This is a genomic window from Streptomyces sp. NPDC042371, from assembly GCF_056437465.1.
The window spans coordinates 1-25,015 of sequence record NZ_JBWKAP010000021.1 but is presented as its reverse complement, the minus strand read 5'-3'; the positions used below and the strand labels follow the sequence as shown (position 1 = coordinate 25,015).

Annotated in this window: 18 protein-coding genes and 2 pseudogenes; 13 read left to right on the top strand and 7 right to left on the bottom strand. The window is 69.6% G+C overall.

Annotation, left to right across the window (positions count from 1 at the left end; translation table 11 throughout):
• Nucleotides 1-10: 10 nt before the first annotated feature.
• On the bottom strand, nucleotides 11-2,098 hold the full coding sequence (locus AC068B_RS38450; RefSeq protein WP_478676109.1) for a transglycosylase domain-containing protein: 2,088 nt from the start codon (nucleotides 2,096-2,098) through the stop codon (nucleotides 11-13).
• A 216-nt stretch (nucleotides 2,099-2,314) separates the two neighbouring features.
• Between AC068B_RS38450 and AC068B_RS38445 the strand changes: the two genes are divergently transcribed.
• From AC068B_RS38445 to AC068B_RS38415, 7 genes are all read left to right on the top strand, one after another.
• Nucleotides 2,315-3,472: an amidase domain-containing protein gene (locus AC068B_RS38445; RefSeq protein ID WP_478676108.1), complete on the top strand. Its 1,158-nt coding sequence runs from the start codon at nucleotides 2,315-2,317 to the stop codon at nucleotides 3,470-3,472.
• A gap of 715 nt (nucleotides 3,473-4,187) precedes the next feature.
• A complete protein-coding gene (locus AC068B_RS38440) occupies nucleotides 4,188-5,747 on the top strand; it encodes an FAD-dependent oxidoreductase (RefSeq protein WP_478676107.1) in 1,560 nt (519 codons plus the stop codon).
• A 58-nt stretch (nucleotides 5,748-5,805) separates the two neighbouring features.
• On the top strand, nucleotides 5,806-8,265 hold the full coding sequence (locus AC068B_RS38435; RefSeq protein ID WP_478676106.1) for a molybdopterin oxidoreductase family protein: 2,460 nt from the start codon (nucleotides 5,806-5,808) through the stop codon (nucleotides 8,263-8,265).
• Between the two features lie 178 nt (nucleotides 8,266-8,443).
• Nucleotides 8,444-8,908 (top strand): SRPBCC family protein, encoded by a 465-nt coding sequence (locus tag AC068B_RS38430; RefSeq protein WP_478676105.1) that lies wholly within the window; start codon nucleotides 8,444-8,446, stop codon nucleotides 8,906-8,908.
• Between the two features lie 292 nt (nucleotides 8,909-9,200).
• Entirely contained in the window at nucleotides 9,201-9,527 is a 327-nt protein-coding gene (locus AC068B_RS38425) for a plasmid stabilization protein (protein WP_478676104.1), read from the top strand.
• 64 nt (nucleotides 9,528-9,591) lie between these two features.
• A complete protein-coding gene (locus AC068B_RS38420) occupies nucleotides 9,592-9,795 on the top strand; it encodes a hypothetical protein (RefSeq protein ID WP_478676103.1) in 204 nt (67 codons plus the stop codon).
• Between the two features lie 90 nt (nucleotides 9,796-9,885).
• Nucleotides 9,886-11,109 (top strand): cytochrome P450, encoded by a 1,224-nt coding sequence (locus tag AC068B_RS38415; protein ID WP_478676102.1) that lies wholly within the window; start codon nucleotides 9,886-9,888, stop codon nucleotides 11,107-11,109.
• A gap of 165 nt (nucleotides 11,110-11,274) precedes the next feature.
• Here AC068B_RS38415 and AC068B_RS38410 read toward each other — a convergent pair.
• Nucleotides 11,275-11,562 (bottom strand): annotated as a pseudogene (locus AC068B_RS38410) (nSTAND1 domain-containing NTPase); the annotation flags it as partial.
• Nucleotides 11,563-11,887: 325 nt separating this feature from the next.
• Between AC068B_RS38410 and AC068B_RS38405 the strand changes: the two are divergent.
• Together AC068B_RS38405 and AC068B_RS38400 are read left to right on the top strand one after the other, a co-directional pair.
• Nucleotides 11,888-12,037: a hypothetical protein gene (locus AC068B_RS38405; RefSeq protein WP_478676101.1), complete on the top strand. Its 150-nt coding sequence runs from the start codon at nucleotides 11,888-11,890 to the stop codon at nucleotides 12,035-12,037.
• A gap of 70 nt (nucleotides 12,038-12,107) precedes the next feature.
• The gene (locus tag AC068B_RS38400) at nucleotides 12,108-12,542 is read left to right on the top strand and encodes a peptidoglycan-binding domain-containing protein (protein ID WP_478676100.1); all 435 of its coding nucleotides are present in this window, start codon (nucleotides 12,108-12,110) and stop codon (nucleotides 12,540-12,542) included.
• 111 nt (nucleotides 12,543-12,653) lie between these two features.
• On the opposite strand, the gene AC068B_RS38395 is transcribed toward AC068B_RS38400, so the two are convergent.
• Nucleotides 12,654-13,535, bottom strand: a complete 882-nt coding sequence (locus AC068B_RS38395; RefSeq protein ID WP_478676099.1) for an SDR family oxidoreductase — start codon at nucleotides 13,533-13,535, stop codon at nucleotides 12,654-12,656.
• 256 nt (nucleotides 13,536-13,791) lie between these two features.
• Here AC068B_RS38395 and AC068B_RS38390 point away from each other — a divergent pair, with 256 nt between their 5' ends.
• The gene (locus tag AC068B_RS38390) at nucleotides 13,792-14,166 is read left to right on the top strand and encodes a VOC family protein (protein WP_478676098.1); all 375 of its coding nucleotides are present in this window, start codon (nucleotides 13,792-13,794) and stop codon (nucleotides 14,164-14,166) included.
• Between the two features lie 160 nt (nucleotides 14,167-14,326).
• Entirely contained in the window at nucleotides 14,327-15,565 is a 1,239-nt protein-coding gene (locus AC068B_RS38385) for a metallophosphoesterase (protein WP_478676097.1), read from the top strand.
• 94 nt (nucleotides 15,566-15,659) lie between these two features.
• Here AC068B_RS38385 and AC068B_RS38380 read toward each other — a convergent pair whose 3' ends face one another.
• The 4 genes and pseudogenes from AC068B_RS38380 to AC068B_RS38365 all read right to left on the bottom strand — a co-directional run bounded on the left by AC068B_RS38380 (nucleotide 15,660) and on the right by AC068B_RS38365 (nucleotide 18,498).
• Nucleotides 15,660-15,872: a DUF6243 family protein gene (locus AC068B_RS38380; RefSeq protein ID WP_478676096.1), complete on the bottom strand. Its 213-nt coding sequence runs from the start codon at nucleotides 15,870-15,872 to the stop codon at nucleotides 15,660-15,662.
• A 266-nt stretch (nucleotides 15,873-16,138) separates the two neighbouring features.
• Nucleotides 16,139-17,087, bottom strand: a pseudogene (locus tag AC068B_RS38375) (beta-ketoacyl-ACP synthase 3).
• Between the two features lie 7 nt (nucleotides 17,088-17,094).
• Nucleotides 17,095-18,072: a GHMP family kinase ATP-binding protein gene (locus AC068B_RS38370; protein ID WP_478676095.1), complete on the bottom strand. Its 978-nt coding sequence runs from the start codon at nucleotides 18,070-18,072 to the stop codon at nucleotides 17,095-17,097.
• Nucleotides 18,073-18,279: 207 nt separating this feature from the next.
• On the bottom strand, nucleotides 18,280-18,498 hold the full coding sequence (locus AC068B_RS38365) for an MbtH family protein (protein ID WP_478676094.1): 219 nt from the start codon (nucleotides 18,496-18,498) through the stop codon (nucleotides 18,280-18,282).
• Nucleotides 18,499-18,933: 435 nt separating this feature from the next.
• Between AC068B_RS38365 and AC068B_RS38360 the strand changes: the two genes are divergently transcribed.
• Both AC068B_RS38360 and AC068B_RS38355 read left to right on the top strand, forming a co-directional pair.
• Nucleotides 18,934-23,625, top strand: a complete 4,692-nt coding sequence (locus AC068B_RS38360; RefSeq protein WP_478676093.1) for an amino acid adenylation domain-containing protein — start codon at nucleotides 18,934-18,936, stop codon at nucleotides 23,623-23,625.
• A partial coding sequence (locus tag AC068B_RS38355; RefSeq protein WP_478676092.1) for a condensation domain-containing protein occupies nucleotides 23,622-25,015 on the top strand: 1,394 nt, incomplete at its 3' end. The genes AC068B_RS38360 and AC068B_RS38355, both read left to right, overlap by 4 nt.

Here is a 25,015-nt window from a genome sequence, read left to right as displayed (position 1 = left end):
GACACGGGCCCTAGGTGAGCGCCTCGATGTAGTGGGTCCACAGATCCACCGCTCGCCGGCTGGCGGGTGCGGTGGGAGCGTCGCCGCCCAGCCCCTTGAGCGGCAGGGGCACCAGGTCCTTGAGCGACATGCGGTAGACGACCACGGCCGTGGTCTCGTCGTGGGTGCCTCCCACGAACCAGCCCGCCGTGTTCGCGGTGGTCGTCCCGGTCTTGCCGACGGCGGCGGGGTGTGCCGCACCCGCCGCCTTGGCCGACCCTTCGGTCATGGTGGCCCGCAGGGCGTCCGTGACCGCCTGGGCGGTCTTCTTCGACATCGCCCGGGCGGGCCGCGGCACGGAGAGCGGCACGGCGTCCCCGGCCCGGGTCACCGAGCTCACCGAGTAGGGGTCGGTGTGCATGCCCTGGGCGGCGAAGGTCTGGTAGGCGCCCGCCATCCGGATGGCGCTGGGCGTCGAGTTCTCCCCGAGTGCGAACACGGGGATCCGTTCCCCCAGGCTGGAGGGGAGCAGTCCCGCCCGCAGGGCGTACTTCTCCACCCGGTCCAGACCGGCGTCGAGGCCGAGTTGGAGCAGGGGCGTGTTCACGGAGTCGGCGACAGCCTGGCGCAAGGTCACCTCGCCCCAGTCGCGGCCGCCTTCGTTGCGGCCCTTGACCACCTTGCCGCTGCGGTCCCAGTAGGGCCCCTCCGGCGTCCGTACGGCGATCTTGTCGTCGCCGTCGTAGACGCTGGCCGGGGAGACGGGGGTGCGGCCCCCCTCCCGGGTGCGCTGGACGCCGTCCTCGAGCGCGGCGGCATAGACGAAGGGGGTGAACGCCGAACCGGCCGGAATGGTCGTCGCGTTGGACTGGTTGAAGCCCTGTTTCAGGAAGTCGCGGCCGCCATACACGGCGAGCAGCCTGCCGTCCGGGGCCACGCTCGCCGCGCCGATCCTGGCGTGCTGGTCGGTGTCGGGCCGCCGCTCGGCGTCGAAGTCCTTCTCGGCCCGGTGGACGGCGGCGGTCAGGGCCTTGGTGCGCTTGCGGTCGAAGGTCGTGCGGATCTGGTAGCCGCCCAGGTCGTAGTCGGCGGCGGTGATGTGCCCGGATTTGATCGCTTGCCGCTTGGCCAGCTCCACCAGGTAGCCGGTCCGCGCGCCGGGGATGTCGCCCGAGCCCGACTTCGTGGGTTCGGGGAACTTCTTGTAGGTGGCCCGCTCGGCCTGGGTGAGGTGGCCGGTCTCCACCATGCGGTCCAGGATCCAGTTCCAGCGTTCGACGGCCCGCTCGTGGTTCTCCTTGCCGAGGGCCGGGTCGTAGAGTCCGGCGCCTTTGAGGAGAGCGGCCAAGAAGGCGCCTTCGCTGGGGTTGAGGCGCGAGACGTCCTTGCCGTAGTAGGCGTGCGAGGCGCGCTGGATGCCGTAGGTGCCCCGCCCGAACCAGCTCGTGTTCAGGTAGTTCTGGAAGATCTTGTCCTTGCTCGTGTGGTTGTCCAGCTTCACGGCGAGCAGGGCTTCGGTGAACTTCCGGGACAGGGTGCGGTCCTGGCTGAGGTAGACGTTCTTCACGTACTGCTGGGTGATGGTCGACCCGCCCTGGGTCTCTCCTCCGGTGAGCGCGGCGGTCGCCGCGCGCAGGGCACCGGTCGGTGAGACGCCGGCATCCGAGTAGAAGCTCGCGTTCTCGGCCGCGAGGACGGCGCCCCGGACTTTCGGCGGCACCTTCTTCAGCGGTATCTCCTGCCTGATGACCCAGCCGGTGCGGGCCATGACGCTGCCGTCGGACCAGTAGTACACGTTGTCCTGTTGTGTGGCGAACGAGTTGAGGTCATCCGGTATGTCCGTGGTGGCGTACGCGATCGTGACGAAGCCGGTCAGACCGAGGGCCAGGTACAGGAAAGCGCCCAGCCACTGGCGCCACGAAGGCAGCCACCGGCGCCAACCGCTGCGGCCCGGCCGGGGATAGGCCGGACGCAGCCGACGCAGCTGTCCGCGCACCCCGGCGAGGGCGCCGGGTATGCCACCCGTGGTCCGCTGCCTGGACTTCCTGCGCCGACCCGTCGCCGCGCGGCGCTCCCCCGGTGCCGCCCGCCGTCTCCCGCTCCCCTGGCCTGCGGCCATCTTGCCCCCACCCACCCCGTATGCCTCCTCTGTTGCGCTCTGGCGCTCAGATTAGAGGCAGTTGGCTGCGTGCGGCCCGGCAGGCGGGGCCCTGGCTGCCTGGTCCGGGAGCCTTCGGGTTCCACAAAAGGGGCGCAACGGCTGGGGAAGGGCCCGCAGTTGTGTCAAGATTCCGTGCCCCTGTCGGGGTGATCGTGCAACGGAAGAGGAACCGCAGTGACATCCATAGCGATACCCAAGAGATACAGACCCGCCGCCCTCGTCGGTTTGGCCGCGGCCGTGGCGTCCGGCTGCCTGCTCGCGCCCTCCGCGCACGCGGACGCCGGTGACGTGCCCCGCAAGGCCGACCACCGGACACTCACCGCCTTCGCCCGCATCGCCGATGATGTCCTCTCCCGGCGCACCCAGGCCCTGGTGGAGGACCGCGCGGGGCGCGGCGGCCCGGACGCCGACGCGGCGACGCCGCGCATGTCCGGCCGACTGCGGACGGCCGAGGACGCCGCGCTGCGGTCGCTGCGCGCCCGCAAGTCGCGCCTTGCCCGGCTCGGCGAGGCCTACACGAAGGCGGACACCCGCGTCGTGGTGGACCACGCCACGCTCACCGGCAGCACGGCGACCGTCCAGGTCACCGCGTCGTCGACACTCACGTACAAGAAGGTGCGCGGGGGCGGGCCGCAGACCACCTCGTCCTCGACGCGGCAGGAGCTGAAGCTCACCGGCACGAAGGACGGCGGCTGGCAGCTGACCGCGATCACCTCGCGCGACCAGGGCCCTGTCGCGGTCGACGAGCCCTCGGCGGCCCGGACGAACACCGTCGACGACGACGGCAACCAGTACCCGGACGGCACACCGGCCTCGACCAAGTACCCCACCACGCCGATGCCCTCGGGCAAGACGACCGGCGCCTACGGCTACTCCGCCATGGCCCAGTACGCGGAGAAGTACTGGCGCAGCTACAACCCGGCCTACCGCAAGTTCAACGGAGCAGGCGGCGACTGCACCAACTTCGTCAGCCAGGCGCTGAAGGCGGGCGGCTGGAAGCCCGTCCCCGGCTCCGCCTACGACTACCGGAACTGGTGGTACGAGGGCGCGGGCCAGAGCACCTCCTGGGTCGGGGTGAACGAATGGGCATGGTTCACGCTGTCCAACCGGCGGGCCCCGAACCTGGCGAGCGCCTACCAGATGGACGTCGGCGACGTCCTGCAGGTGGACTTCGACAAGGACGGGTCCAAGGACCACACCATGCTGGTGACGTACCGCGACAGGCAGGGCATGCCGTACCTGACCTACCACGACACCGACACCTACCGCAGGTCGCTCGCGAGCCTGGTCGCGTCCTACCCCGACGCGCGCTACTTCGCGTACCGCACCTGAGAGGGACCGGTGACCGCGCGGAGCGGCGCGGGCGGCTTCGGGGCGCCCCGCCGCGGCGAGCGAGCGCGTCCGCATCGGTGAGATGACCGACGTGGTGGGGCTGGGCATGCCGACAGGGCCCTGATAGTCCTGGGGAGATCGTTTCGCGAGCGGTCGTGGTGTGCCCGGTCCCGCCCGGTTCCAGGAAGGACCCGGCCGGAAAGGACTCGTCAGTGGCGCTACCGGCCTGGATCCACTGGTCCATGACCGAGAAGGAACTCCTGGAGCAACTGGCCGCCGAGGAGGGCGCCGAGCCGCGGCACGGTCTGGTCACCCCGTCCTGTCCGACACCGTTCCCGCGGGGAACCGGGTCGGGCTGACCACCGACGCAACCCCCTGTCCGCTCAACACGAACCGCCGCAGAACACCCACTGGGGCCGTCCGGCAGGTGCAGCCGGATGAAAACGCCTTCTCCGGACTCACGGCACGCTCCCGGTTCCGCACGGAACTCCCCCCCGGCTGCCTACTGTCCCAGCTAGCAGCGGACCGCGTCGTTCTCGCCGGTCAGGTCACCGAACAGTCCGTGCTGTGTCCCGCTACGCCGCCCACATCCGCAACGACCCTGCCGAGGCTGCCCTGGCCATCGTGGAGCGCGGGCGCACCACGTGCACGCCCGTGTGGTCCCTGGGCCCGCGCTTGTCGGCATCTTCCCCACGGACCGAGGAACACGCACTGCATGAATGCACACCGCAACTCCTCCGCGCAATCGCTTCCGGGCCGCGACGAGTCGTACTGGATGGCCACGAGCCCGCCGACATCCCTGCCCCCGCTCGGCGCGGACACGGAGACGGACGTGGTGGTCGTGGGAGGCGGCATCGCCGGGCTCAGCACCGCCTGGGAGCTCGTCCGCACCGGACTCCGCGTCGTCGTTCTGGAGGCCGACCGCATCGCCGCCGGCGTCACCGGCCACACCACCGCCAAGGTGTCCGCTCTGCACGGCCTGGTCTACGACAGGCTCCTGCGTACCCGTGGGCTCGACGCCGCCCGCATGTACGCCCGCTCCCAGCAAGGTGCCGTAGAACGGATCTCCGCCATCCGCGACGAGCTGGACATCGACTGCGCGTGGGAGCGACGCCCGGCCTTCACCTACACCACTCGGCCCGAGAGCCGGGCCGCACTGCGGGCAGAGGCAGCCGCGGCCCAGGACGCAGGGCTGGACGCCCGGTACGTCGAGCAGACCGGGCTCCCCTTCGACGTGGCGGGAGCGGTGCAGGTCGAGGGACAGGCCCAGTTCCACCCCCGGACCTATCTCCTCGCCCTGGCCGATGACTTCCGGGCGCGCGGCGGGGTGATCCACGAGCGCAGCCGGGTGACGGGCCTGCACGAGGGGGTCCCGTGCCGGGTCACCACCGAGGCCGGGCACACGGTGACTGCCCGGGACGTCGTCGTGGCCACCCATTACCCGGTCTTCGACCGGGCCCTGTTGTTCGCCCGCCTGTCCCCGCGCCGGGAACTCGTCGTCGCCGCACCCCTGGCCGCCGACCAGGATCCGGCCGGCATGTACCTCACCCAGGACGACGGCAAGCGGTCCGTGCGCACCGCCCCCTACGGCGACGAAGGCCAACGGCTGCTGATCGTGACCGGTGAGAGCTTCACCCCGGGCGAGGGCGACCCGGCCGCCGGGTTCGCGCGCCTCGACGCGTGGATGCACACCCACTTCCCCGTGGGCGACACCGCCTACCGCTGGGCGGCCCAGGACAACGACGCCAGCGACACCGTGCCGATGATCGGCCGCTACCACCCCGGCGCCCGGCACACCTACGTCGCCACCGGCTTCGGCGGCTGGGGCATGAGTGGCGGGGCGCTGGCCGGACAGCTCCTCACCCGGCTCATCCACGGAGAGGAGCCGCCGTGGACGGGGCTGTACGACCCGCGAAGGCTCTGGAGCGCGGTGCGCGAGGCCCCCGCTCTGCTGCAGCAACAGGCCGACGTGGCCCGTCACTTCGTGGGCGACCGCCTTGCCACCACCCACGTCGACTCGGTCGCCGACATCGCCCCGGGCACGGGAGCGGTGGTACGGATCGACGGCAGCCGTTGCGCCGTCTACCGCGACGAGTCCGGCACCGCGCACGCCGTCTCGGCCCGCTGCACCCACCTCGGCTGCCTGGTCGCCTTCAACCCGGCCGAAACGGCCTGGGAGTGCCCGTGCCACGGCTCCCGGTTCGCCACGGACGGATCAATCCTCCAGGGCCCCGCCACCAAACCACTCGCGCCCCGCAAACCGACGGAGAGGTAGAGGGGTGAGCAGAACCAATCAGGTCCGACGACGGTGACGGTGGAAGGGTGTGATCGGTATGAGGCGAGTGGACCGGATCGCTGAACCTTGGGGGGACCGGACTCCCTACGGCCGCGGACAGGAGTGGCCGGTGCGGGTGGACACCCGCCTCGCCGATGGCGTGCGGATCGAAGACGTCGAGCGGTGGGTGTCGACGGCGTCGATCCTGCACTCCAACGGTGACGCCATGGACATCGCGGTGCGGGACGGGCGCATGGTCGGCGTCCGCGGCAGGGCAGGGGACCGGGTCAACCGCGGGAGGCTCGGCGTGACGGACCTGTTCGCGTGGCAGGCCAACTCCTCGCCCGACCGGCTGGCTCGGCCCCTGATCCGCGTCGACGGGCGCCTGGTGGAATGTGACTGGGACACCGCCATGGACCGGATCACCGCCCGTACAAGGCAGTTGCTGGACGAGCGGGGGCCCAGCGCGATCGGCTTCTACACCAGCGGTCAGCTCTTCGCGGAGGAGTACTACACCCTCGGTGTCATCGCGCACGGCGGCATCGGTACCAATCATGTCGACGGCAACACCCGTCTGTGCACTGCCACCGCGGCAGAGGCCCTGAAGGAGTCGTTTGGCTGCGATGGTCAGCCCGGCTCGTACACCGACATCGATCACGCTGACGTCATCGCCCTGTTCGGGCACAACATGGCCGAGACCCAGAACGTGTTGTGGAGCCGCGTCCTTGACCGGCTCGCCGGGCCCAATCCGCCCGCGCTGATCTGTGTCGACCCCCGCCTGACACCGGTCGCCAAGGCCGCCACCGTGCACCTGGCGGCAAAGCCCGGCACCAACGTGGCGCTCATGAACGGACTGCTGCACGAGATCATCAAGGGCGGCTGGATCGACCAGGACTACATCGACGACCACGTCGTCGGCTTCGAGGGGCTGCGTGAGCGGGTCGACGAGTACCCGCCCGAGCGGGCGGCAGAGATCTGCGACGTGCCCGCGCAACAGATCCGGGACGCGGCGCGCGTGCTGGGAGGCGCGCGCCGTCTGCTGTCCACGGTGCTGCAGGGGTTCTACCAGTCCCACCAGGCCACAGCTGCCGCGGTGCAGGTCAACAATCTGCACCTGGTGCGCGGCATGCTCGGCCGACCCGGCTGCGGCGTCCTGCAGATGAACGGGCAGCCCACCGCGCAGAACACCCGTGAATGCGGAGCCGACGGCGACCTGCCCGGTTTCCGCAACTGGGCCAACGACGACCACGTGGCAGACCTCGCCCGTGTCTGGAACGTCGACCCGATGCGGATCCCGCACCACGCCCCGCCGACGCACGCCATGCAGATGATCCGGTACGTCGAAGACGGATCCATTCGCCTGCTGTGGGTCAGCGGCACCAACCCGGCCGTCTCCCTGCCCGAACTGCGCCGCGTCCGATCCGTTCTCTCACAAGAACGGCTCTTCCTCGTGGTGCAGGACATCTTCCTCACCGAGACCGCTCAACTGGCGGACGTCGTACTGCCTGCCGCCACCTGGGGCGAGAAGACCGGGACGTTCACCAACGCCGACCGCACCGTCCACCTGTCGGAGAAGGCCGTCGAGCCGCCCGGCCAGGCCCGTCCCGACCTGGACATCTTCCTCGACTACGCGCGCAGGCTCGACCTGCGCGACAAAGACGGTGCCCCATTGGTGAAGTGGCACGATGCGGAGAGCGCCTTCGAAGCGTGGAAGGAGTGCAGCCGGGGTCGCCTGTGCGACTACACGGGCCTGACCTACGCCAAGCTGCGCGAACACGGCGGGATCCAATGGCCGTGCAACGAGGCCAACCCTGAGGGCACCGAACGTCTCTACGCGGGCGGTGACTTCTGGAGCGACCCTCAGCGCTGCGAAAGCTACGGCCGCGACCTCATCACCGGTGCCCCCGTGGAGCCGACCGATTACAAGACGATGAACCCCTCGGGCAAGGCCGTCATCAAAGCCGCCGGATACCAGCCGCCCCGCGAACAGACCAGCACCGACTTCCCCTACGCTCTGATCACCGGACGCACGATCTACCACTTCCACACCCGGACCAAGACCGCGCGCACACCCCAACTCCAGGCTGCCGCACCGGAGATCTGGGTGGAATGCTCGGTCGGCGACGCCTCGGCCCAGGGATTCCGGGAGGGCGACCTGATGGAGGTCACCACCCCGCGGGGGAAGGTGCGAGCCAGGCTCCGCGTCAGCGCCGTCCGTGACGGGGTGCTCTTCCTGCCCTTCCACTACGGCTATTGGGACACCCGACGAAGCCCGGAGGAGGAAGGGCGGGCCGCCAACGAACTCACCCTCACCGACTGGGACCCCGCCTCCAAGCAACCACTCTTCAAGACCGCAGCCGCCGCCCTGCGCCGCATCGAACACGGGTCGGCATCGGCGCCCGCTCCGACGACCGCCGCATCCGCGCCCGTCTCCGAAACCATGCCCGCAACTGTCGGCGGTCCCGCAGCGCTGTCCCTCGAAACCCTCAACGCCTCGGGAGCCGGAGCCGCCGGGTGAAAGCTCGTGCGCGAACTCCTCATGGGCGGTCCGGGCGCCCCCCGTCGGTGGATTCCGCGGTGTTCTTGCGGGAGAGGTGGGAGCGGGGTGTGCACCGGCGCAGGCGGACACTCGGCATCTGCGCGACGATCAACAGAGTTCCGCCATCAGATGACCGGCCACGTCACCGGGAGAAGCCATGGCAGTACGGCACCAGCTCATCCGCCGCCCGCCGCACGCCCTGTGGGCGGTGCTCGGCGATGAGTCACGCTTCCACGAATGGGTGGTGGGCACGCACTCCTCGTATCCGGGGGAAGGCGACTGGCCGAAGACGGGCTCCACCCTGAACTACATCGTCCGGCTGGGGCCCAAGGAGCTCGAAGGGTTCACCGTCGTGCGCCGACACGAACCTCCGCGCGCCCTGGAGCTGGAGGCGCACAGCGGACCGCTCGGCACCGCCCGGATCGCCTTCGACATCCGTCCCTGGGGCGAGCACACATTGGTCATCCTGGACGAGCATCCGCTGCGCGGCGTGGGCGGCGCCCTGCACAACAGCGCACTCGACGCCCTGCTGCAGTTGCGGCACCGCCGCATGCTGGGACGCCTGGCCCGCGTCGTCGAAGAGTCGACGCCGGACAGGGGCGGGCAGGCCGTCGAAGTCTGACGCAGTGGTGATCGGCAGCGGGCCCGACGGACCGGTCGCCGCGAACCTGCTGGCCGGCGCCGGATGGGGCGTGACCGTCCTGGCGGAACAGCGCACCCGCTGTTGGACGGACGGTGCGCCGTGCTCATCCGTTCGGTCGCGGTCTGCTGGCACACCTCCCAGGGCTCCACGTCAGATGGGAGGAGTCTGCCGTGCGCGTCCGAGTCCTGGGTGAGAAGCCCACGGGAGGGTACGCGGAAGGCCGTCGGGCAGCCCGCCCGGTGGACCCCGTCCGGTCTGGAAGGAGTACGTCGTGCCGCAGGGTTCCAGCAAGAAGCGTGAACGCCAGTACGAGCACATCAAGGAAAGCGCGGAGAAGCGCGGCACCTCCGAGGGCCGTGCCAAGGAGATCGCGGCACGCACCGTCAACAAGGAACGCGCCCGTTCAGGCGAGTCGAAGACCGCCAGCAAGACATCCACCCGGGACAAGAAGTCCGCCTCCCAGCGCGGCGGCGAGCGCTCCCACAGCGGCTCCCGGGGACCGACGAAGGACCAGCTGTACGCGGAGGCCAAGAAGCGCAACATCGACGGCCGGTCGTCCATGAACAAACAGCAACTGGCCAAGGCCCTCGGCCACTGACCGACGACCGCAGCGCCCGCTGTCCCCGTCCCGGTCGGCGGGCGCCACGTGACCAAGGAGACCCATGAGCACCCACCATCCCGAGCACCAGTCCGCACCGGGCGAGGAGCACCCCGCCACGGCCGCCGACGAGGTTCTGCACGAGGCGGAAGAGGCCGAGACGAGCGTGGTGGACGACGGGGAACGGCGCGGCAAGGACGGCGAGGCGGCCGACGCACTGTCCCCGAACGAAGACGCGCAGGAAGACGCCCACCATCGCCACGCCTGAGCCCCATCCGCAGTCCACGGGCGTTCCCCTACGCGCGCATACATGCCAGCACCCGGTGCACGGCAAGTTCACAGCAGACGGAGGCTCTACGTGTTCGACAGCACCTTGGCGTTGATGTCCCAGGGATACGCGTGGTTGCCCGACCGCCGTCGACACAGCGGTGGCAAGCCGGTGCGCTGCCGCCTCATGGGCAAGAACGCCGTGGCCCTCCACGGCCCCGAAGCGGTGCGCTTCTTCTACGACGAGAGCCACATCGAGCGCCACGCCGCACTGCCGGGCCCCGTTCTCGACACCCTCTTCGGACGCGGGGCCGTACACACCCTCGACGGCCAGGAACACCAGGTCCGCAAGGACCTGTTCATGTCCCTGCTCAAGGACCGTGACGGCCTCGGCTCCCTTGCGGACCGCCTCGGGGCAGAGTGGGACCTCGCCCGTCAGCGGTGGGCCGACCGCGAGCAGGTAGTGCTCTTCGACGAGTCCAGCCTGCTGCTCACGCGCGCGGTCTGCGCGTGGTCCGGCCTGCCCCTCAACGACGTCGACGTCGAAGAGACGGCCCGCGATCTGGTGGCCATGGTCGACGGCTTCGCCGCGCCGGGACCCCGTCACCTGCGGGCCCGCAGCGCCCGCAGCCGTCAGGAGAAACGGATCGCCCGGCTTGTCGAAGCGGTACGCAACGGGACGGAAGATGCTCCTACGGATTCGGTCCTTGCGGCCGTGGCCGCACACCGTGACGCCGAGGGGCAGCCGTTGGACGCGCATACCGCGGCGGTCGAGGTCCTGAACGTGCTGCGCCCGACGGTCGCCGTCAGCTGGTTCCTGACCTTCGCCGGGCATGCCCTGCACCGCTGGCCCGGACACCGCAAGCTCCTCGCCGCCGGTGACGCGGCCTACGCGCGCGCCTTCGCTCACGAGGTTCGGCGGTTCTACCCCTTCGCGCCCTTCGTCGGCGGTCTCGCCGCGGCCGATCTGCTCTGGGACGGGCAGGACATTCCCGTCGGCAGCATGGTCCTGCTCGACCTGTACGGGCAGAACCACGACCCGGAACTCTGGCCGAAGCCCTACGTCTTCGACCCCGGCCGTTTCGTGGGCCGCGAGCCCGACCGCGACGAGCTGGTGCCCCAGGGCGGCGGCGACCCCGCCACCAACCACCGCTGCCCCGGGGAGGACGTCACGCTGACCGTCCTCGAAACCCTCGCCCCCCTGCTGGCCGCACTGCCCTACGAAGTGCCCGACCAGGATCTCAGCATCCCGCTGCGCCGCATCCCCACCAAACCCCGAAGCGGCCTCGTCATGACGCCCCTCCCTCAGGCGTAGCCCTCCCGTAGGGCGAATTACGGTGCACTCGCCTGCCACGGCGCCGATCACGGCGCGCCGGTTCCGCTGTCCGCGGGCCCGGGCCGCGGTTCCGGCGCGGAGGCAGTCACGCTCCCACGCCGTGAGCTCCGAGCCCTTCAGAAGAGAGCCGCTGCTGTGGCCGCGGTCCTGCCGGTTGCATGCCGCTTGAGTGAGGCGTCGGAGGTGGCGCGGGCGTTCGCGGGTGTTCTCGATCCACTGGTGCAGCCGGGGCCAGGCGGTGATCAGGGCTTCGCGGGCCAGATCGACGGTGGTCCCGTCCAAGGTGCTCAGCCGGGCGCCGCCCAGAGCGGCCAGCGCGGCCTGTGTATCGCCGTCGGCGGGGCCTGAGGAGTCCAGCTCGGCCGTCTGGGCGATGGCTCCGTGGACGGCGCCGACGGCTTCGTAGGCGTCGCTCGGTCCGCTAGTGCTCACGTACTCCAACGCCACGGTCAGGGAGGGCAGCTTCCCCCCCCCGTTGATCGACGCGTTCACCACACGGCGTGATCCGCCCGTGAAAGCCGCCAGCGAGCTATTCCACGCATCACCGGCAGGAGCGAGAACTCTTTTGTTCAGCAGCACGTCAACGGGGTGCTGAACAACGTGGAAGCCGGTGAGCTGGATCTCGGAAGCCAGCAGGGCGACCGGCGGTCGGCGTGAACACACCCCGCGTTCGGCCGTGTCGAGCACGAGATGGTGCAGCCCGCGTCGGGCCGCACCGTGACGCCCCTCGCAAGGGCGTCAGGCCTGAGAGGACCACATGACCGTCAAGATGAAGATCGCGACCATCGTGTCGGCAGGAATGTTCGCAGCTGCGCTGAGCGGGATGGCTACGGCGGCCCAGGCGGCTCCTGCGGTCACCGCTGGGGGCACGGCCCCCGCCTGCATCGACCGCACCGTTGTCTGCTGATGACCGTGGCCTCTGCTCGGTCCGCAGCGCTTCCTTCCCATCAGCCACTCCACCACGCACGGAGGCACACATGTCCATCTCTGTAGGCATCCGGCGCTTCGCCGCAGCCGGTGTCGGCTCGGCTCTTCTCACGTCAGGGCTCCTGGGTCTGACCGCCGGCCCGGCTCACGCCGCTACCCCGATCTGCAGCAAGACGGTGACGAAGTCGTCCCAAGGGTTCTCGGGGCCGGTGGCCGCGGCGTCCAACGGCTCCCTGAACTGTCAGCTGGGCCCGGGCAACAGCAGCTCTGCGGTGAAGGCGCTTCAGAACTCCCTCAAGCGCTGCCATTTCGTGAACCCTGGCACCGTCGACGGAATCTACGGCTCCAACACCAAGGCAGCCGTCGCCAAGGTCCAGCGAGCCAACGGGGTTTCACCCGCTGACGGGCTCTACGGCCCCAAGACGCGAAAGATCTTCCAGTGGATCCTTACGGGGCCCAACGGGGCCGCCTGCGACACCTTCTGATCGCAGAACCGCACCGTTGATCCGAAGGGGCCCGGGCGCCGACCGCCCGGGCCCCTTCGCCGCACGATCCTGTGGGGGGCGCTGACCACCGCGCACGTATGCCGCGCCGGATCACGGGAGCGGCGTGCCTCCGGTGGCGTTCATGATCTCCGCGGTGATGAAGCTGGCGTGCTCCGAGGCCAGGAACACATACGCGGGCGCCATCTCGGCGGGCTGGGCAGGGCGGCCCATCGGGGCCTGCTTGCCGAACTCCTTGGTGTCCGGCAGCGTCGCCGGGATCAGAGGCGTCCACACCGGTCCCGGAGCCACTGCGTTGACCCGGATACCGTCCTCGACCAGCATCTGCGCCAGGCCCTGGGTGAACGTGACGATGGCCCCCTTGGTCATCGCGTAGTCGAGCAGGTGCGGACTCGGCTTGTAAGCCTGTACCGAGGTGGTGTTGATGATGGATCCACCTGAGGGAATGTGCGGCACGGCCATCTTGCACAGCCAGAACATGCCGTACAGATTCGTGCGCACCACCCGGTCGAACTGTTCCGTGGAGATGTCCCCGATGCCCTCGGGCTGGGACATCTGATACGCCGCGTTGTTCACCAGTACATCGATGCGCCCGAACTCGGCCACGGCCCGCTCGACGAGGCGACGGCACTGCTCCTCTTCGCGGATGTCGCACGGCACGGCCAGACCCCGACGGCCCGCCTCCTCGACGAGGCGGGCCGTCTCCTTGGCATCCTCCGCCTCCTCGGGCAGGTAGGTGAACAGGACGTCCGCGCCCTCGCGTGCGAAGGCCAGAGCGACGGCCCGCCCGATGCCGGAGTCCCCGCCGGTCACGAGCGCCGCCCGGTTCCGCAGCAGTCCGCTCCCCCGGTAGGAGTCCTCGCCGTGGTCAGGGGGCGGGTCCATCGGACCGGTCCAGCCCGGCGGCTCCTGGTCCTGCTGAGCGAACTCCGGCTGCGGGTGCTTGGCTGTCGGGTCCTGCGGGGTTGTGCCCATCAGAGCTGTTCCTTCCTCGGATCCACTGTTTCCAGCTTGCGCCGCGCCCAACGGTGGCGCGAACGCCCACCGCTCGCGATGATCGAACTGCGTGGACGCAGGCCGTCGCAGCATCGGGTGTCCCGTGATGCGCCGCCCCACACGCGCGGGCGAGGTATTCCACCGCGCCGACCGTGCTTGGCCGCCGGGCCAGCGGGGCATCAGCCCACTCGTGTGGGATGTCGCAGAAGCGGCCGACGAGAGAGGAGTGGCGGAAGTGATTCGAAAGCTGCAGGCCGTCGCGCTGGACTGCGCCGACCCGGTACAGCTCGCACGGTTCTACGCGGAGCTCCTCGGTGGCCGGGTGGTCGCAGACCCGGGGGACGCGGACTGGATCGAGGTGCACGGATTCGAGGGGACACCACTGGCCTGCCAGCGGGTGGACAGCTACCGACCGCCGGAATGGCCCGGCCAGGAGCGCCCGCAACAGCTCCATCTGGACTTCGACGTGGACGACCTCGAAGGGGAGGAGAAGCGGGCGCTCGCCCTCGGCGCGACCGTGCTGGAGCGGACGGACCAACTCCACCCAGAGGCCAATTGGCGGATCTACGCGGACCCGGCCGGTCATCCCTTCTGTCTCTGCCTCCACTGACAGCCCATGGGGCCCGTCACACGCCCTGTCAGGAAGCGAGTACGGAGTCACCTTCGACGCGAGCCGCGGAAATCCGGTGCCGGGCGAATCCCCCGCCCAGGCCCCCGGGGCGACCGGGTACAGTGCGCGCCTGCAACCCGGTTGGCCGAGGAGGGGACGCATGACCGACACCAGCGAGGCCCGATCCGCGGACGACGCGGCTGACGCGGCCCGTGCGGCCGAGCAGAGTCGGCTGCGCCGCCTGATGCGCTACCTCCCTCTGGTCGCCCCCGTCCTGCTGTGGACCGTGCCCTGCTGGGTACTGCTGCACGCAGGACAGCACTGGCCGCTCCCCGTGGCGCTGGACGGCACCGCCCTGTGCGTCGTCGGTCTGGTCACCATGCCGGTCGCGATGATGCGCGGCCACGGGCGGCGGCAGCAGGACCGGGCGGCGATCGTCGGCGCCACCCTCCTCGGGACCAGCTGGGTGTTCTTCACCTGGTCCGTCCTGCTCGGCGTCCTGCTGCGGCTCGCCCTGACCGTGGCTGACGCAGGCGACGGGCGGACCCGGGCCCGGATCGTCACCTGGGCGGTCCTCGGCGTCGCCGCCGCGCTGCTCGCCTGGGGGTACGCCGAGGCCCGCCGGGTGCCACGGGTGCGGCGGCTCGACGTACAACTCCCGCGCCTGGGGGCCGGGTTGGACGGCACCCGCGTCGCCCTCATCACCGACACCCACTACGGCCCGCTCGACCGCGCCCGCTGGTCGGCGCGGGTCTGCGAGACGGTCAACACCCTGGACGCCGACCTGGTCTGCCACACCGGCGACATCGCGGACGGCACGGCCGAACGCCGCCGCGCCCAGGCCGCACCGCTCGGCACCGTGCGCGCCGCCAGGGCCAAGGTCTACGTCACCGGAAACCACGAGTACTACAGCGAGGCCCAGGGCTGGGTCGACCTGATGGGCGAGCTGGGCTGGGAGCCGTTGCGCAACCGTCATCTGCTGCTCGAACGCGGCGGCGACACCCTCGTGGTCGCCGGTGTGGACGACGTCACCGCCGAGTCGTCCGGCCTGGCCGGTCACCGGGCCCACCTCGCCGGGGCCCTGGACGGCGCCGACCCCGACCTGCCCGTCCTGCTCCTGGCCCACCAGCCCAAGTTCGTCGACCGGGCCGCGGCCGCCGGAATCGACCTCCAGCTCTCCGGCCACACGCACGGCGGCCAGATCTGGCCCTTCCACCACCTCGTCGGCATCGACCAGCCCGCCCTCGCGGGCCTCAGCCGCCACGGCGCCCGCACCCTGCTCTACACCAGCCGCGGCACCGGCTTCTGGGGCCCGCCGTTCCGCATCTTCGCCCCGAGCGAGATCACCCTGCTCGTCCTCCGCTCCTGCGGCGGACCTTCCGAGCCGCGCAGCAGCTGAGGCAGAGTGCGCGGACCGACGCGCAACAGGGCCCGGACCGCGCGTCGCGGTCCGGGCCCTGTCCCATGCGGTGCCGCCCCTCGGCGGCGGTGCGTCAGCTCTGGGCGGTGTCGTCGCCCGTCTGCTCGGCGCTCTCGGCTGCGCCGCCCACCTTCTCGCGCATCTTGCGCACCAGCTCCGCCTTCTGGTCGGCGGCACCCTGACGGTCGAGGTTGCGGTGCGGGCCGTTGTTCTGCCGCTCGGCGCGGGACAGCCTCTTGCGCTTGCCGCCGCCCATGCCGACAGGGTTGTTGATGTTCTTGCTCACGGGTTCTCCCGAAGTGATGTGAAGTGAACTACGGATTCATCGGTGGGGGACGGGCGCGGCGACGTCGAAGGACGTCAGCAGGGGCCCGTCACGCTCTCACTCGTAAATCAACGTCTGGAAGAACATGCCCATGACGTTACCCGCTTCCGCCGCCCCCGCCCACCAAGTTCCTGACTCCAGCCGATCGCGTGGTCGTCCTCGCCCCCACCAGATCCCGTCGCATCGGAACAACGCGCGCGAGGGAGGTCGAGCGCCGATGCGTCAGTTCATGGGCAGACGATGACTTGGGCCGCGTAGCTGAGTCCGGCGCCGAAGCCCATCAGGAGGATTGGGTCTCCGGAACGGATTTCACCGCGGTCGATGAGACGTGAGAGTGCCAGTGGGCCGGAGGCGGCCGAGGTGTTGCCCGCCTCCATGGCATCTCGGGCCACGGCGGCATCGGTGGCGCCGAGCACGGATGCCAGCCGCTCGATCATCCGCAGGTTTGCCTAGTGCGTGACGCAGCCCTTGAGGTCGCTCGGCGCGATGCCCGCAGCCTCGCAGGCGCGGGCCGCGACGTGCGCGAGTTCGGTGGTGACCCAACGGTAGACCGCCTGCCCCCGCATCACGATGTGGCCGAAGCGGTCAGGGATGGCGACGAGGGATGCATGGTCACCCTCGCCGCCCCAGACCACGGGGTGGATTCCCGCCTCGTCACCGGCGGTGACGACCGCCGCGCCCGCTCCGTCGGCGAAGATCGTGGCGTTATCGACGTCGGTCGGGTCCACCCAGTCGGTCATCCGCTCCCCGCCAATGACCAGGACACAGCGGCTGGTCCCCGCCCTGACCAGGCCATCGGCGACGCCCAGGGCGTAACAGAAACCCGCGCAGGCCGCGTTGAGGTCGAACGCTCCGACCCAATCGGGCGGCGACGGTGCCCGCGGCGTTGGGCATCGGGGAGGGCATGGAGCAGGTGGCGAGGACGACGAGATCGACGTCGGTGGCGGTCAGTCCGGCCGCGGCGAGTGCCTTCGCACCGGCAGTCGCCGCCATGGCCGTCACGGATTCCTCAGGACCGGCGAACCGTCGCTCGCGCACACCGAGACGACGCTCGATCCACGGTGCGGATACACCCAGCGGGGCACCCAACTCCGCGTTGGTGACGATCCGTTCCGGCCGGTACGCGGCAACCGCTCTGATGCGGGATCCGATGACAGGGATGTGAAACGGCGGCATCGAACGATCACCTCTGGGGAGGGGGGCCTTGGCGGCGGGAGGAGTGCCCGTAGGCGGGGCGGACTTCGAAGCGCCAGGACTCCGCGATGCCCAGTTCACCGAGCCGTTGCACGGACTGCCCCAGCTTCTGCGGCAACGTGGGATCCGCCGGATCGAACAAGAGACCGCCGATGCTCCCGCTGTGGGCGACCTGGAGGCCTGCCGCCCCTATGTCCTTGGCTATGTCGAGCATCCGGGAGAACCCGGGGACCGGCAGGAAACGCTGATTGATCAGTGCACTGTGTGTGGCGACTTCACCCAGCAGCTGTACGTCCCCGAGGCGCACTCCTCTGCGCAGCAGGCACCAGAGTTCACTGAAATCCTCGATCTCGCTCTCGGTGTATCGGGCGGGCGGAAACTCAAGCGTGTCGACTGGCCCGATCCCCAAGGGGAAGCCCAGTACGGACAGCGCGCAGGTCGGCTTCTGGAAATCCTCGATGACTCTGCCCTCACGATGGGCGAAGAGAACCATCTCGTCGAACATCAGGGGGTCGGCGGCGGTTTCCGATTGCACGGCGATTTCGGCGATACGCTGTGCCGATATTTCCACGTCGAGCGCGTCAAGAACGGCTCTTATGGCGGCCATGACATCACTCGTCGACGAACCGAATCCACGGCCCACTTGAATATCGCTGCGCACCACGAGCTCCCCGCCCAGGTGTGGGAATCCTGCCACCCCCAATGCCCCGAGGGCCGCATTCAACGCTTTGCTTTTCCAGGGTGGAGTAACAGCGAGCCGCGGCGCGTGTTCACTGAGCCGGGCCTCGGCTTCCGAAGCCGCCAAAGGACAGGGAAGGGTTACGAGTCCACGATGAAGCCTTCCCCCTTGCTCAAATACGCCTTGCAGCAGTTCGCCGTGGTGGCCGTGGGCCGAACCGTGCCCCACCCAGGTCGGCGAAGACTGCGAAATCCCTTCACGAAGGTCGCTGGCTTCAGGTTGGCACACGTGGGCTCCCCCGCAACTGGCCATAAGACGACATTCCCCTGGAGCACTCATTTCCGGATCAAGACGTTGCACTCGGGGATGTGATGTGGTAACAGATCCGGCCATCCGTCACTGACCTGGGGTTTCCTGACCCCTTGGCGCCACGGAGCGGCGCACGCGATGTCGCCCGGTCACCCGCGGAACACCGCCACTTGCCGAGATCTGACGTCAGGACCGCTCCTCGGCCATGGCCGAGACCAGGCTGCCGGGGCGCAGCTCCGTCCAGTTCTCGGTGACATAGTCCAGGCAGCTCTGGCGCGGTGCGGGCCCGTGGACGCTGCGCCATCCGGCCGGAACCTCGCCGAATGTCGGCCAAAGGGAGTGCTGTCCTTCGTCGTTGACCACGACAAGGTAGGAGGCCTGCTCATCTTCGAACGGATTACTCATGCTCGTCCACCCCGTTGGGAATTTGAGATCACACGGAATCGCCTACCGATACGCACTCAGAATCGAGCCATCGGGATACTTCTGGCCGCTGGCCACTGCGAGCATCGGCTGAACTGGTCAACTTCCTACCAGGGTTTCGGACACGATGTCCAATCTCGAAAATTTCCAACTCCGATTCTTGGAGTGGCAAACACAGGCTGCCCTGAATCGCGAGCCGCGATGTCTCCACTGTGACTCCCTTCACAGGCAATCCAACTTTTTGAGTGGTAGCGTCCGGCGAAGTTGCTTTCGGGGGACCACTGATGACGACTCCTTCGTAGTCCTTACTCCGAAACGCCGTCTGTAGACGGCGAACATGCACTGTAGTGTCCGGGGCGGGACCATTACTGGCTGCTGCCCTCATGTCGGTTTGCCAATGCGCTATTGGAGCAAGTCATGGAAACGGTCGAGCGACAGGTGAACCGCGAGGCCGGTCACCCACTCTGGTCGGGGCAGCACGGCATGTGGTTCGCCCAGAATCTCGCCTCCACCAGCCAGGTGTTCAACGTCGCCCAGTACATCGACATTCATGGCCCCATAGATGTCGACGCCTTCCTGAACGCACTGCACCGCGCCGCGACGGAGGCCGAGACATTGCACGTCGGTATTGTTGAAGTGGACGCGCAGATACGGCAGTTCGTCGCTCCTACTGCCAGCTGGAAGCCCCAATTCATCGACGTCTCCGAGGATCCCGCTCCGGAAGCGGCCGCGGCGGCCTGGATGCACGAGGTAGCCACCCGCCCCGTCGACATGACGCAGCCCGGGCTCTATCAGGCCGCCCTGCTCAAGCTCGGTGACCGGCGCTACTACTGGTACCAGCACGCGCACCACACAGTGGCCGACGGCTTCAGCGGACCGCTGCTGGCCAAGCGGGTGGCCGAGATCTACAGCTGCTGGCGCGCCGATGAGCCTTCGCCCTCCAACGAATTCCCTGGTGTGCACGCGTTGTTGGAGGAGGAGCGCAGTTACCGCGCCTCCACACGCTTCGCCAAGGACCGGGACTTCTGGCAGCAGCGCATGGCAGACCGGCCGGAGCCGATTAGCCTGTCACACCAGGTGAATCCGGTGCCGGACTGCGTACTGCGCGACTCGGGGACGATCACCGCCCAGGAGGCGGCCCGGCTCCGCACCGTGTCCCGCGGATTCCGCTCCACCTGGAGCGGTTTGGCCATCGCCGCATCAGCCGCTTATCTGCACCGGATGACCGGTGCGGAGGACGTGGTCCTTGGCATGCCGGTCACCGGGCGTGCGGGACGGGTGCTGCGCAACAGCGTGGCAATGCTGTCCAACATCGTTCCTGTGCGCGTGCGGGTACGGCCGGACATGAGCATCGAACAGCTGGTGCAGGACATCTCCTCCGAGGTACGCCACGCGGTGCTGCACCAGCGTTACCGCTACGAGGACCTGCGACGCGACCTCGGCCTGACCGAGACCGGGCAGCAGCTCTTCAGCCTTGAGGCCAACATCATGGCGTTCAACACCGACTTGGACTTCGCCGGTTCTCCCGGGACCTTCCACAACGTCGTCAACCCTCCGACGGAGGAACTGGCCCTGTCTCTGTACGGCCAGCCCGACACGGGCGGCCTGCAGGTGGACACGGATGGCAACGCCCAGCGCTACGACGCCGAGGATCTGGCCGGGCACCGCCGCCGTTTCACCGACCTCCTCGTGGGTCTCGCCGATGCTCCGGACCAGTCCGTCGCAGAGCTTTCCCTGGTCAGGCAGCCGGAGCGGCAGCTCATCGTCCACGGCTGGAACGACACCCGTCGCGACCTCCCCCGGCGGACCGTCCCGCAACTCTTCGAAGCGCAAGCAGCCCGTACCCCCGACCGCACCGCCGTGCGGTGCGGTGCGCGGACCTGGACGTACGCGGACCTCAACGCACGTGCGAACCGTCTCGCTCACCTACTGATCGACCGCGGCATCGGGCCCGAGACCTTCGTCGTATCGGCCATGCCCCGGACCGCGGAAGCCGTGCTCACCCTGCTGGCCGTGCTCAAGGCGCGCGGGGTCTACGTACCGGTGGACCCCGACCACCCCGACGAGCGGATCTCCGGCGTCCTCGACGCGATTCGCCCCCGGGTGGTTCTGGGCCTGGGCGAGCACGCAGGGAAGATGACGCCGCTGACCGATGTGTGGCTGGCGCTGGACGACCCGGCCGTCGCCGGGGAGCTCGCCGAACGCTCCACGGCCGATCCGCCCGCCGAGGCCGATCCGTTCGCGGCCGTCTCCGGTCTCGCGTACGTCATTTTCACATCGGGTTCCACGGGGCGGCCCAAGGGCGCTATGGTCCACCAACAGGGCATGGTCAACCACCTGTTGGCCAAGGTCGAGGACCTGGACATCGACGCGGACGCACGCGTGGCGCTCAACGCGCCGCTGACCTTCGACGTCTCCGTCTGGCAGATGCTCTCCGCCCTGCTGACCGGCGGCGGCGTCCACGTCGTCGAGAAGGCGGCGGGCCAGGACTCCCTGGCGCTGTTCGACGAGGTGTCCCGGGCAGATGTCACCGTCCTCGAGGTCGTCCCCTCGCAGATGCGTGCCGCGCTGGACGCCTGGGACGCGGGCGTGCCGTCCGTACCGCTGTCGGCGCTGCGCCGGTTCGTCGTCAACGGTGAAGTGCTGCCGCCCGCGCTGTGCCGCAGGTGGTACGACCGCTTCCCCGACGCGGCGATCGTGAACGCGTACGGTCTGACCGAGTGCTCCGACGACAACGCGCACGCCTTCATCACGGCCGCCGAGCTGACGGGCGAGGGGCGGCTGCCGGTCGGCCGGGCCCTGCGCAACAACCAGCTGTACATCCTGGACAGCACGCTGCGGCCGACGCCGATCGGCGTGCCCGGAGAGCTGTTCATCGCGGGAACCGGGGTGGGGCGGGGCTACCACGGCGACCCTGGGCGGACCGCGGAACGGTACGTGCCGAACCCCTTCGGTGACGAGCCGGGTGCCCGCATGTACCGCACCGGTGACCGGGCCCGCTTCCGCCCCGACGGCCAGCTCGACTTCCTCGGCCGCAACGATCATCAGGTCAAGGTCCGGGGAAACCGGATCGAACTCGGCGAGGTGGCGGCCGCGTTGCGCACCGTGGACGGGGTCGTCGACGCCGTCGTCACCGTGCACGGGGACGCGGCCGTGAAGCGGCTCGTCGGATATCTGCTCGGCGATGTCGACCCCGACGCGGTCCGGCAGGCACTCGCCGCGAAGGTTCCGGACTATATGGTTCCCGCCGCCCTGATCCGACTCGACGCCTTCCCTCTCAACACCAACGGAAAGCTCGACCGCAAGGCGCTGCCCGCTCCCGAGTTCGGTGCCGCTTCGAGCGGTGCCGCCCCGCGCACCGGCATCGAGAAGATCCTCTGCGCGGCGTACGCGGACGTGCTGGGCCTTCCCGAAGTCGGCATCGACGACAGCTTCTTCAACCTGGGCGGGGACAGCATCATCTCCATCCAGCTAGTCAGCCGGGCGCGCCAGAGCGAACTGCACTTCAGCGCCCGCGACGTCTTCCAGCACCCGACGGTCCGCGAGCTGGCCACGGTCGCCAGGCGCGAGGCCCGGACGGAACGGGAACCGGCACAAGCGGCGCTCGGCCCGGTGGCGCCGACCCCCATCACCTCGTGGCTGCGTGAACTGGGCGGTCCCATCGACGAGTTCCACCAGTATGTCGTGGTCCGCGTCCCCGCCGACACCGACCCCACGCATCTGTCGTCCGCCATGACAGCGGTCCTGGAGCACCACGACATGCTGCGCGCCCGGCTCGTCGGAGACGGGGAGTGGTCCCTGCACGTCCCCGAAGCGTCCGCGAGCACGGACCGGCCGGTCGTCCTGCGGCGTGCGACGGGGGGACTCGACGACACAGAGTTGGCCGACGCCCTGCGGCACGAGCGCGCGGCGGCAGCGGCGCGTCTGCGCCCGCGCGAGGGCTCGATGGTGCAGGCCGTATGGTTCGACGCCGGACCCGAGCGTTCCGGGCGCCTGCTACTGGTGGTCCATCACCTGGTGGTCGACGGCGTCTCCTGGCGGGTGCTGCTGCCCAACCTGGCAGCCGCCTACGCCGCCTGCGCGTCGGGGCTGGAACCGAAGCTGGATCCCGTGGGGACGTCCTTCCGACGGTGGGCCGATGAGCTGCACGAGCTGGCCGGAGCCGCCGAGTTCACCGCCGAACTGCCGTGGTGGGAGGCGACCGTGGCGGCCGGGGAACCGGTCCTCGGCACCCGCCGGGTGGACCCCGCCCGTGACACCCACGGACGCTCGCGCACCCACACCACCGCCGTCTCCGCGCACGCCACATCGGCAGCGCTGACCTCCGTGCCTGCGGCGTTCCACGCGAGCGTCAACGACATCCTGCTCAGCGCCCTGGCGCTGGCCGTCGCACGGCATCGGGCGCGCAAGGGCGACACCGGCGGCCCGGTTCTGGTCGACCTCGAAGGGCACGGCCGCGAGGAACTGCGGCCCGGCGTCGACCTGTCCCGTACCGTCGGCTGGTTCACCAGCCTGTTCCCCGTACGCCTGGAGCCTTCGGTCGGCGACGACTGGGACGCCGTCTGGCAGGGCTCCGCCGAACTGGGCGATGTCCTCAAGCAGGTCAAGGAACAGCTCGCACGGCTCCCCTCGAACGGCATCGGATACGGGCTGCTGCGTCATCTGCGCCCGGACTCCGCGGCCCAACTGGCCGCGGGCCACTCGCCGCAGATCAGCTTCAACTACCTGGGCCGTACCGCGCTGGCGCACTCGCTCGGCACGTGGGAGCTCGACGCCGAAGGGCCGCTGGGCGCCATGGGCGGTGGCGCGGGCACCGGGATGCGGCTCTCGCACGCCCTCGAAATCGATGTGTACGTCGATGAATCGGGCCCCGGCAAGGATCCCGTGCTCGTCGCCCGGTGGCGATGGGCCGAGGAGGCCCTCTCGCAGGGCGACGTGGAGGACCTCGCCGCCGACTGGCAGCGAGCGCTGGAGGCGTTCGCGGCGCATGTGCGACTGCCGGGGGCGGGTGGACACACCCCGTCGGACATGGAGCTCATCGACCTCGGCCAGGACGAGATCGACGAATTCGAAGCACTGATGGGCCACGACGAGGAGGACGACCGGTGAGCAAGCAGCAGATCGAGGAGATCCTCCCTCTCTCGCCGTTCCAGGAGGGCCTGTACTTCCACGCGCAGTACGACGACAGCGCCGTGGACGTCTACAACGTCCAGTACGTGTTCGACCTGGAAGGCCCGCTGGACGCCGAAGCGCTGCACACCGCGGCGCGGCACGTGGTGCGCCGCCACAGCAGCCTGCGCTCGGTGTTCCGGCAGCGCAAGAACGGTGAACCGGTCCAGATCGTCCTCGCGGACATGCCCGTCGGCTGGGACCTGGTCGACCTCTCCGCACTGCCCGAACCACGCCGGTCCGAAGAGCTGGAACGGTACCTGGAGCGGGAGCGCGCCCGGCGTTTCGATCTGGCCCGGCCTCCGCTGATCCGGTTCGCGCTCGTGCGGCTCGCCGAGGACCGTCACCGCCTGGCCCTGATGAACCATCACATCCTGCTAGACGGCTGGTCGATGCCGCTGCTGGTGCAGGAGTTGTTCACGTACTACGCCCGGCGGGACAGCCACGGCGTCGGGCTGCCTCCGGCCCGGCGGTATCGCGACTACCTCGCGTGGCTGCAGCGCCAGGACCACGAGGCGGCGGGCAGTGCCTGGAAGCGGTGTCTGGAAGGCGTGGCCGAGCCCACCATGGTGGCGCCGGGGAATCCCGCGCCCACCTCCGAGCGCCCGGACCGCGTGACCCTCTCCCTCCACGCCCACCGGGTGCGGGAGATGTCCGAGTGGGCGCGCGGCCTCGGTCTTACGGTGAACACTCTGGTCCAGGGCGTATGGGGGCTGCTGCTCTCGCGCCTGACGGGCCGCCAGGATGTCGTGTTCGGAGCGACGGTCTCCGGGCGTCCGCCCGAGCTGCCCGGCGTCGAAGGCATCGTCGGCCTGTTCATCAACACCGTTCCTGTGCGCGTCCGGCTCGACCCGCAGGAATCAGCCGCCCACCTCCTCAAGCGTCTCCAGGACCAGCAGGCATCCCTGATGGCCCACCACCACCTCAGCCTCGTCGACATCCACCAACTCAGCGGCCACCCCGCCCTCTTCGACACCGTGCTGCTCTTCGAGAACTACCCCTTCGACGCGGAGGACTTCACCAAGCTCGGTACGGGGTTGGCGCTGCGCGACATCCGCGCGTACGACGGGGCGCACTACCCACTGCGGCTCGTGGTCGTCCCCGACGCAGGTCTGCAACTGCATCTCGACTACCGCGGTGACCTCTTCGAGAGGGCGGCGGTGGACGAGCTCGGGGCCTGGCTGCTCCGGATGATCGAGCAGTGCATGGCCGAGCCCGACCGTGCGGTACGGGAGCTCGCGGTGTTGTCGGGTGAGCAGGAGCGTGCGGTGCTGGAGCTCGGCCGCGGTCCCGTCCACGACGGGCTGACCGGGCACACCCTGACCGGCCT

What these genes read in the sequence shown, in the direction of transcription:
- AC068B_RS38450 (WP_478676109.1), bottom strand. Translation starts at nt 2,098, where the DNA reads ATGGCCGCAGGCCAGGGGAGCGGGAGACGGCGGGCGGCACCGGGGGAG.
- AC068B_RS38440 (WP_478676107.1), top strand. Translation starts at nt 4,188, where the DNA reads ATGAATGCACACCGCAACTCCTCCGCGCAATCGCTTCCGGGCCGCGAC.
- AC068B_RS38435 (WP_478676106.1), top strand. Translation starts at nt 5,806, where the DNA reads ATGAGGCGAGTGGACCGGATCGCTGAACCTTGGGGGGACCGGACTCCC.
- AC068B_RS38430 (WP_478676105.1), top strand. Translation starts at nt 8,444, where the DNA reads ATGGCAGTACGGCACCAGCTCATCCGCCGCCCGCCGCACGCCCTGTGG.
- AC068B_RS38420 (WP_478676103.1), top strand. Translation starts at nt 9,592, where the DNA reads ATGAGCACCCACCATCCCGAGCACCAGTCCGCACCGGGCGAGGAGCAC.
- AC068B_RS38405 (WP_478676101.1), top strand. Translation starts at nt 11,888, where the DNA reads ATGACCGTCAAGATGAAGATCGCGACCATCGTGTCGGCAGGAATGTTC.
- AC068B_RS38400 (WP_478676100.1), top strand. Translation starts at nt 12,108, where the DNA reads ATGTCCATCTCTGTAGGCATCCGGCGCTTCGCCGCAGCCGGTGTCGGC.
- AC068B_RS38395 (WP_478676099.1), bottom strand. Translation starts at nt 13,535, where the DNA reads ATGGGCACAACCCCGCAGGACCCGACAGCCAAGCACCCGCAGCCGGAG.
- AC068B_RS38385 (WP_478676097.1), top strand. Translation starts at nt 14,327, where the DNA reads ATGACCGACACCAGCGAGGCCCGATCCGCGGACGACGCGGCTGACGCG.
- AC068B_RS38365 (WP_478676094.1), bottom strand. Translation starts at nt 18,498, where the DNA reads ATGAGTAATCCGTTCGAAGATGAGCAGGCCTCCTACCTTGTCGTGGTC.
- AC068B_RS38360 (WP_478676093.1), top strand. Translation starts at nt 18,934, where the DNA reads ATGGAAACGGTCGAGCGACAGGTGAACCGCGAGGCCGGTCACCCACTC.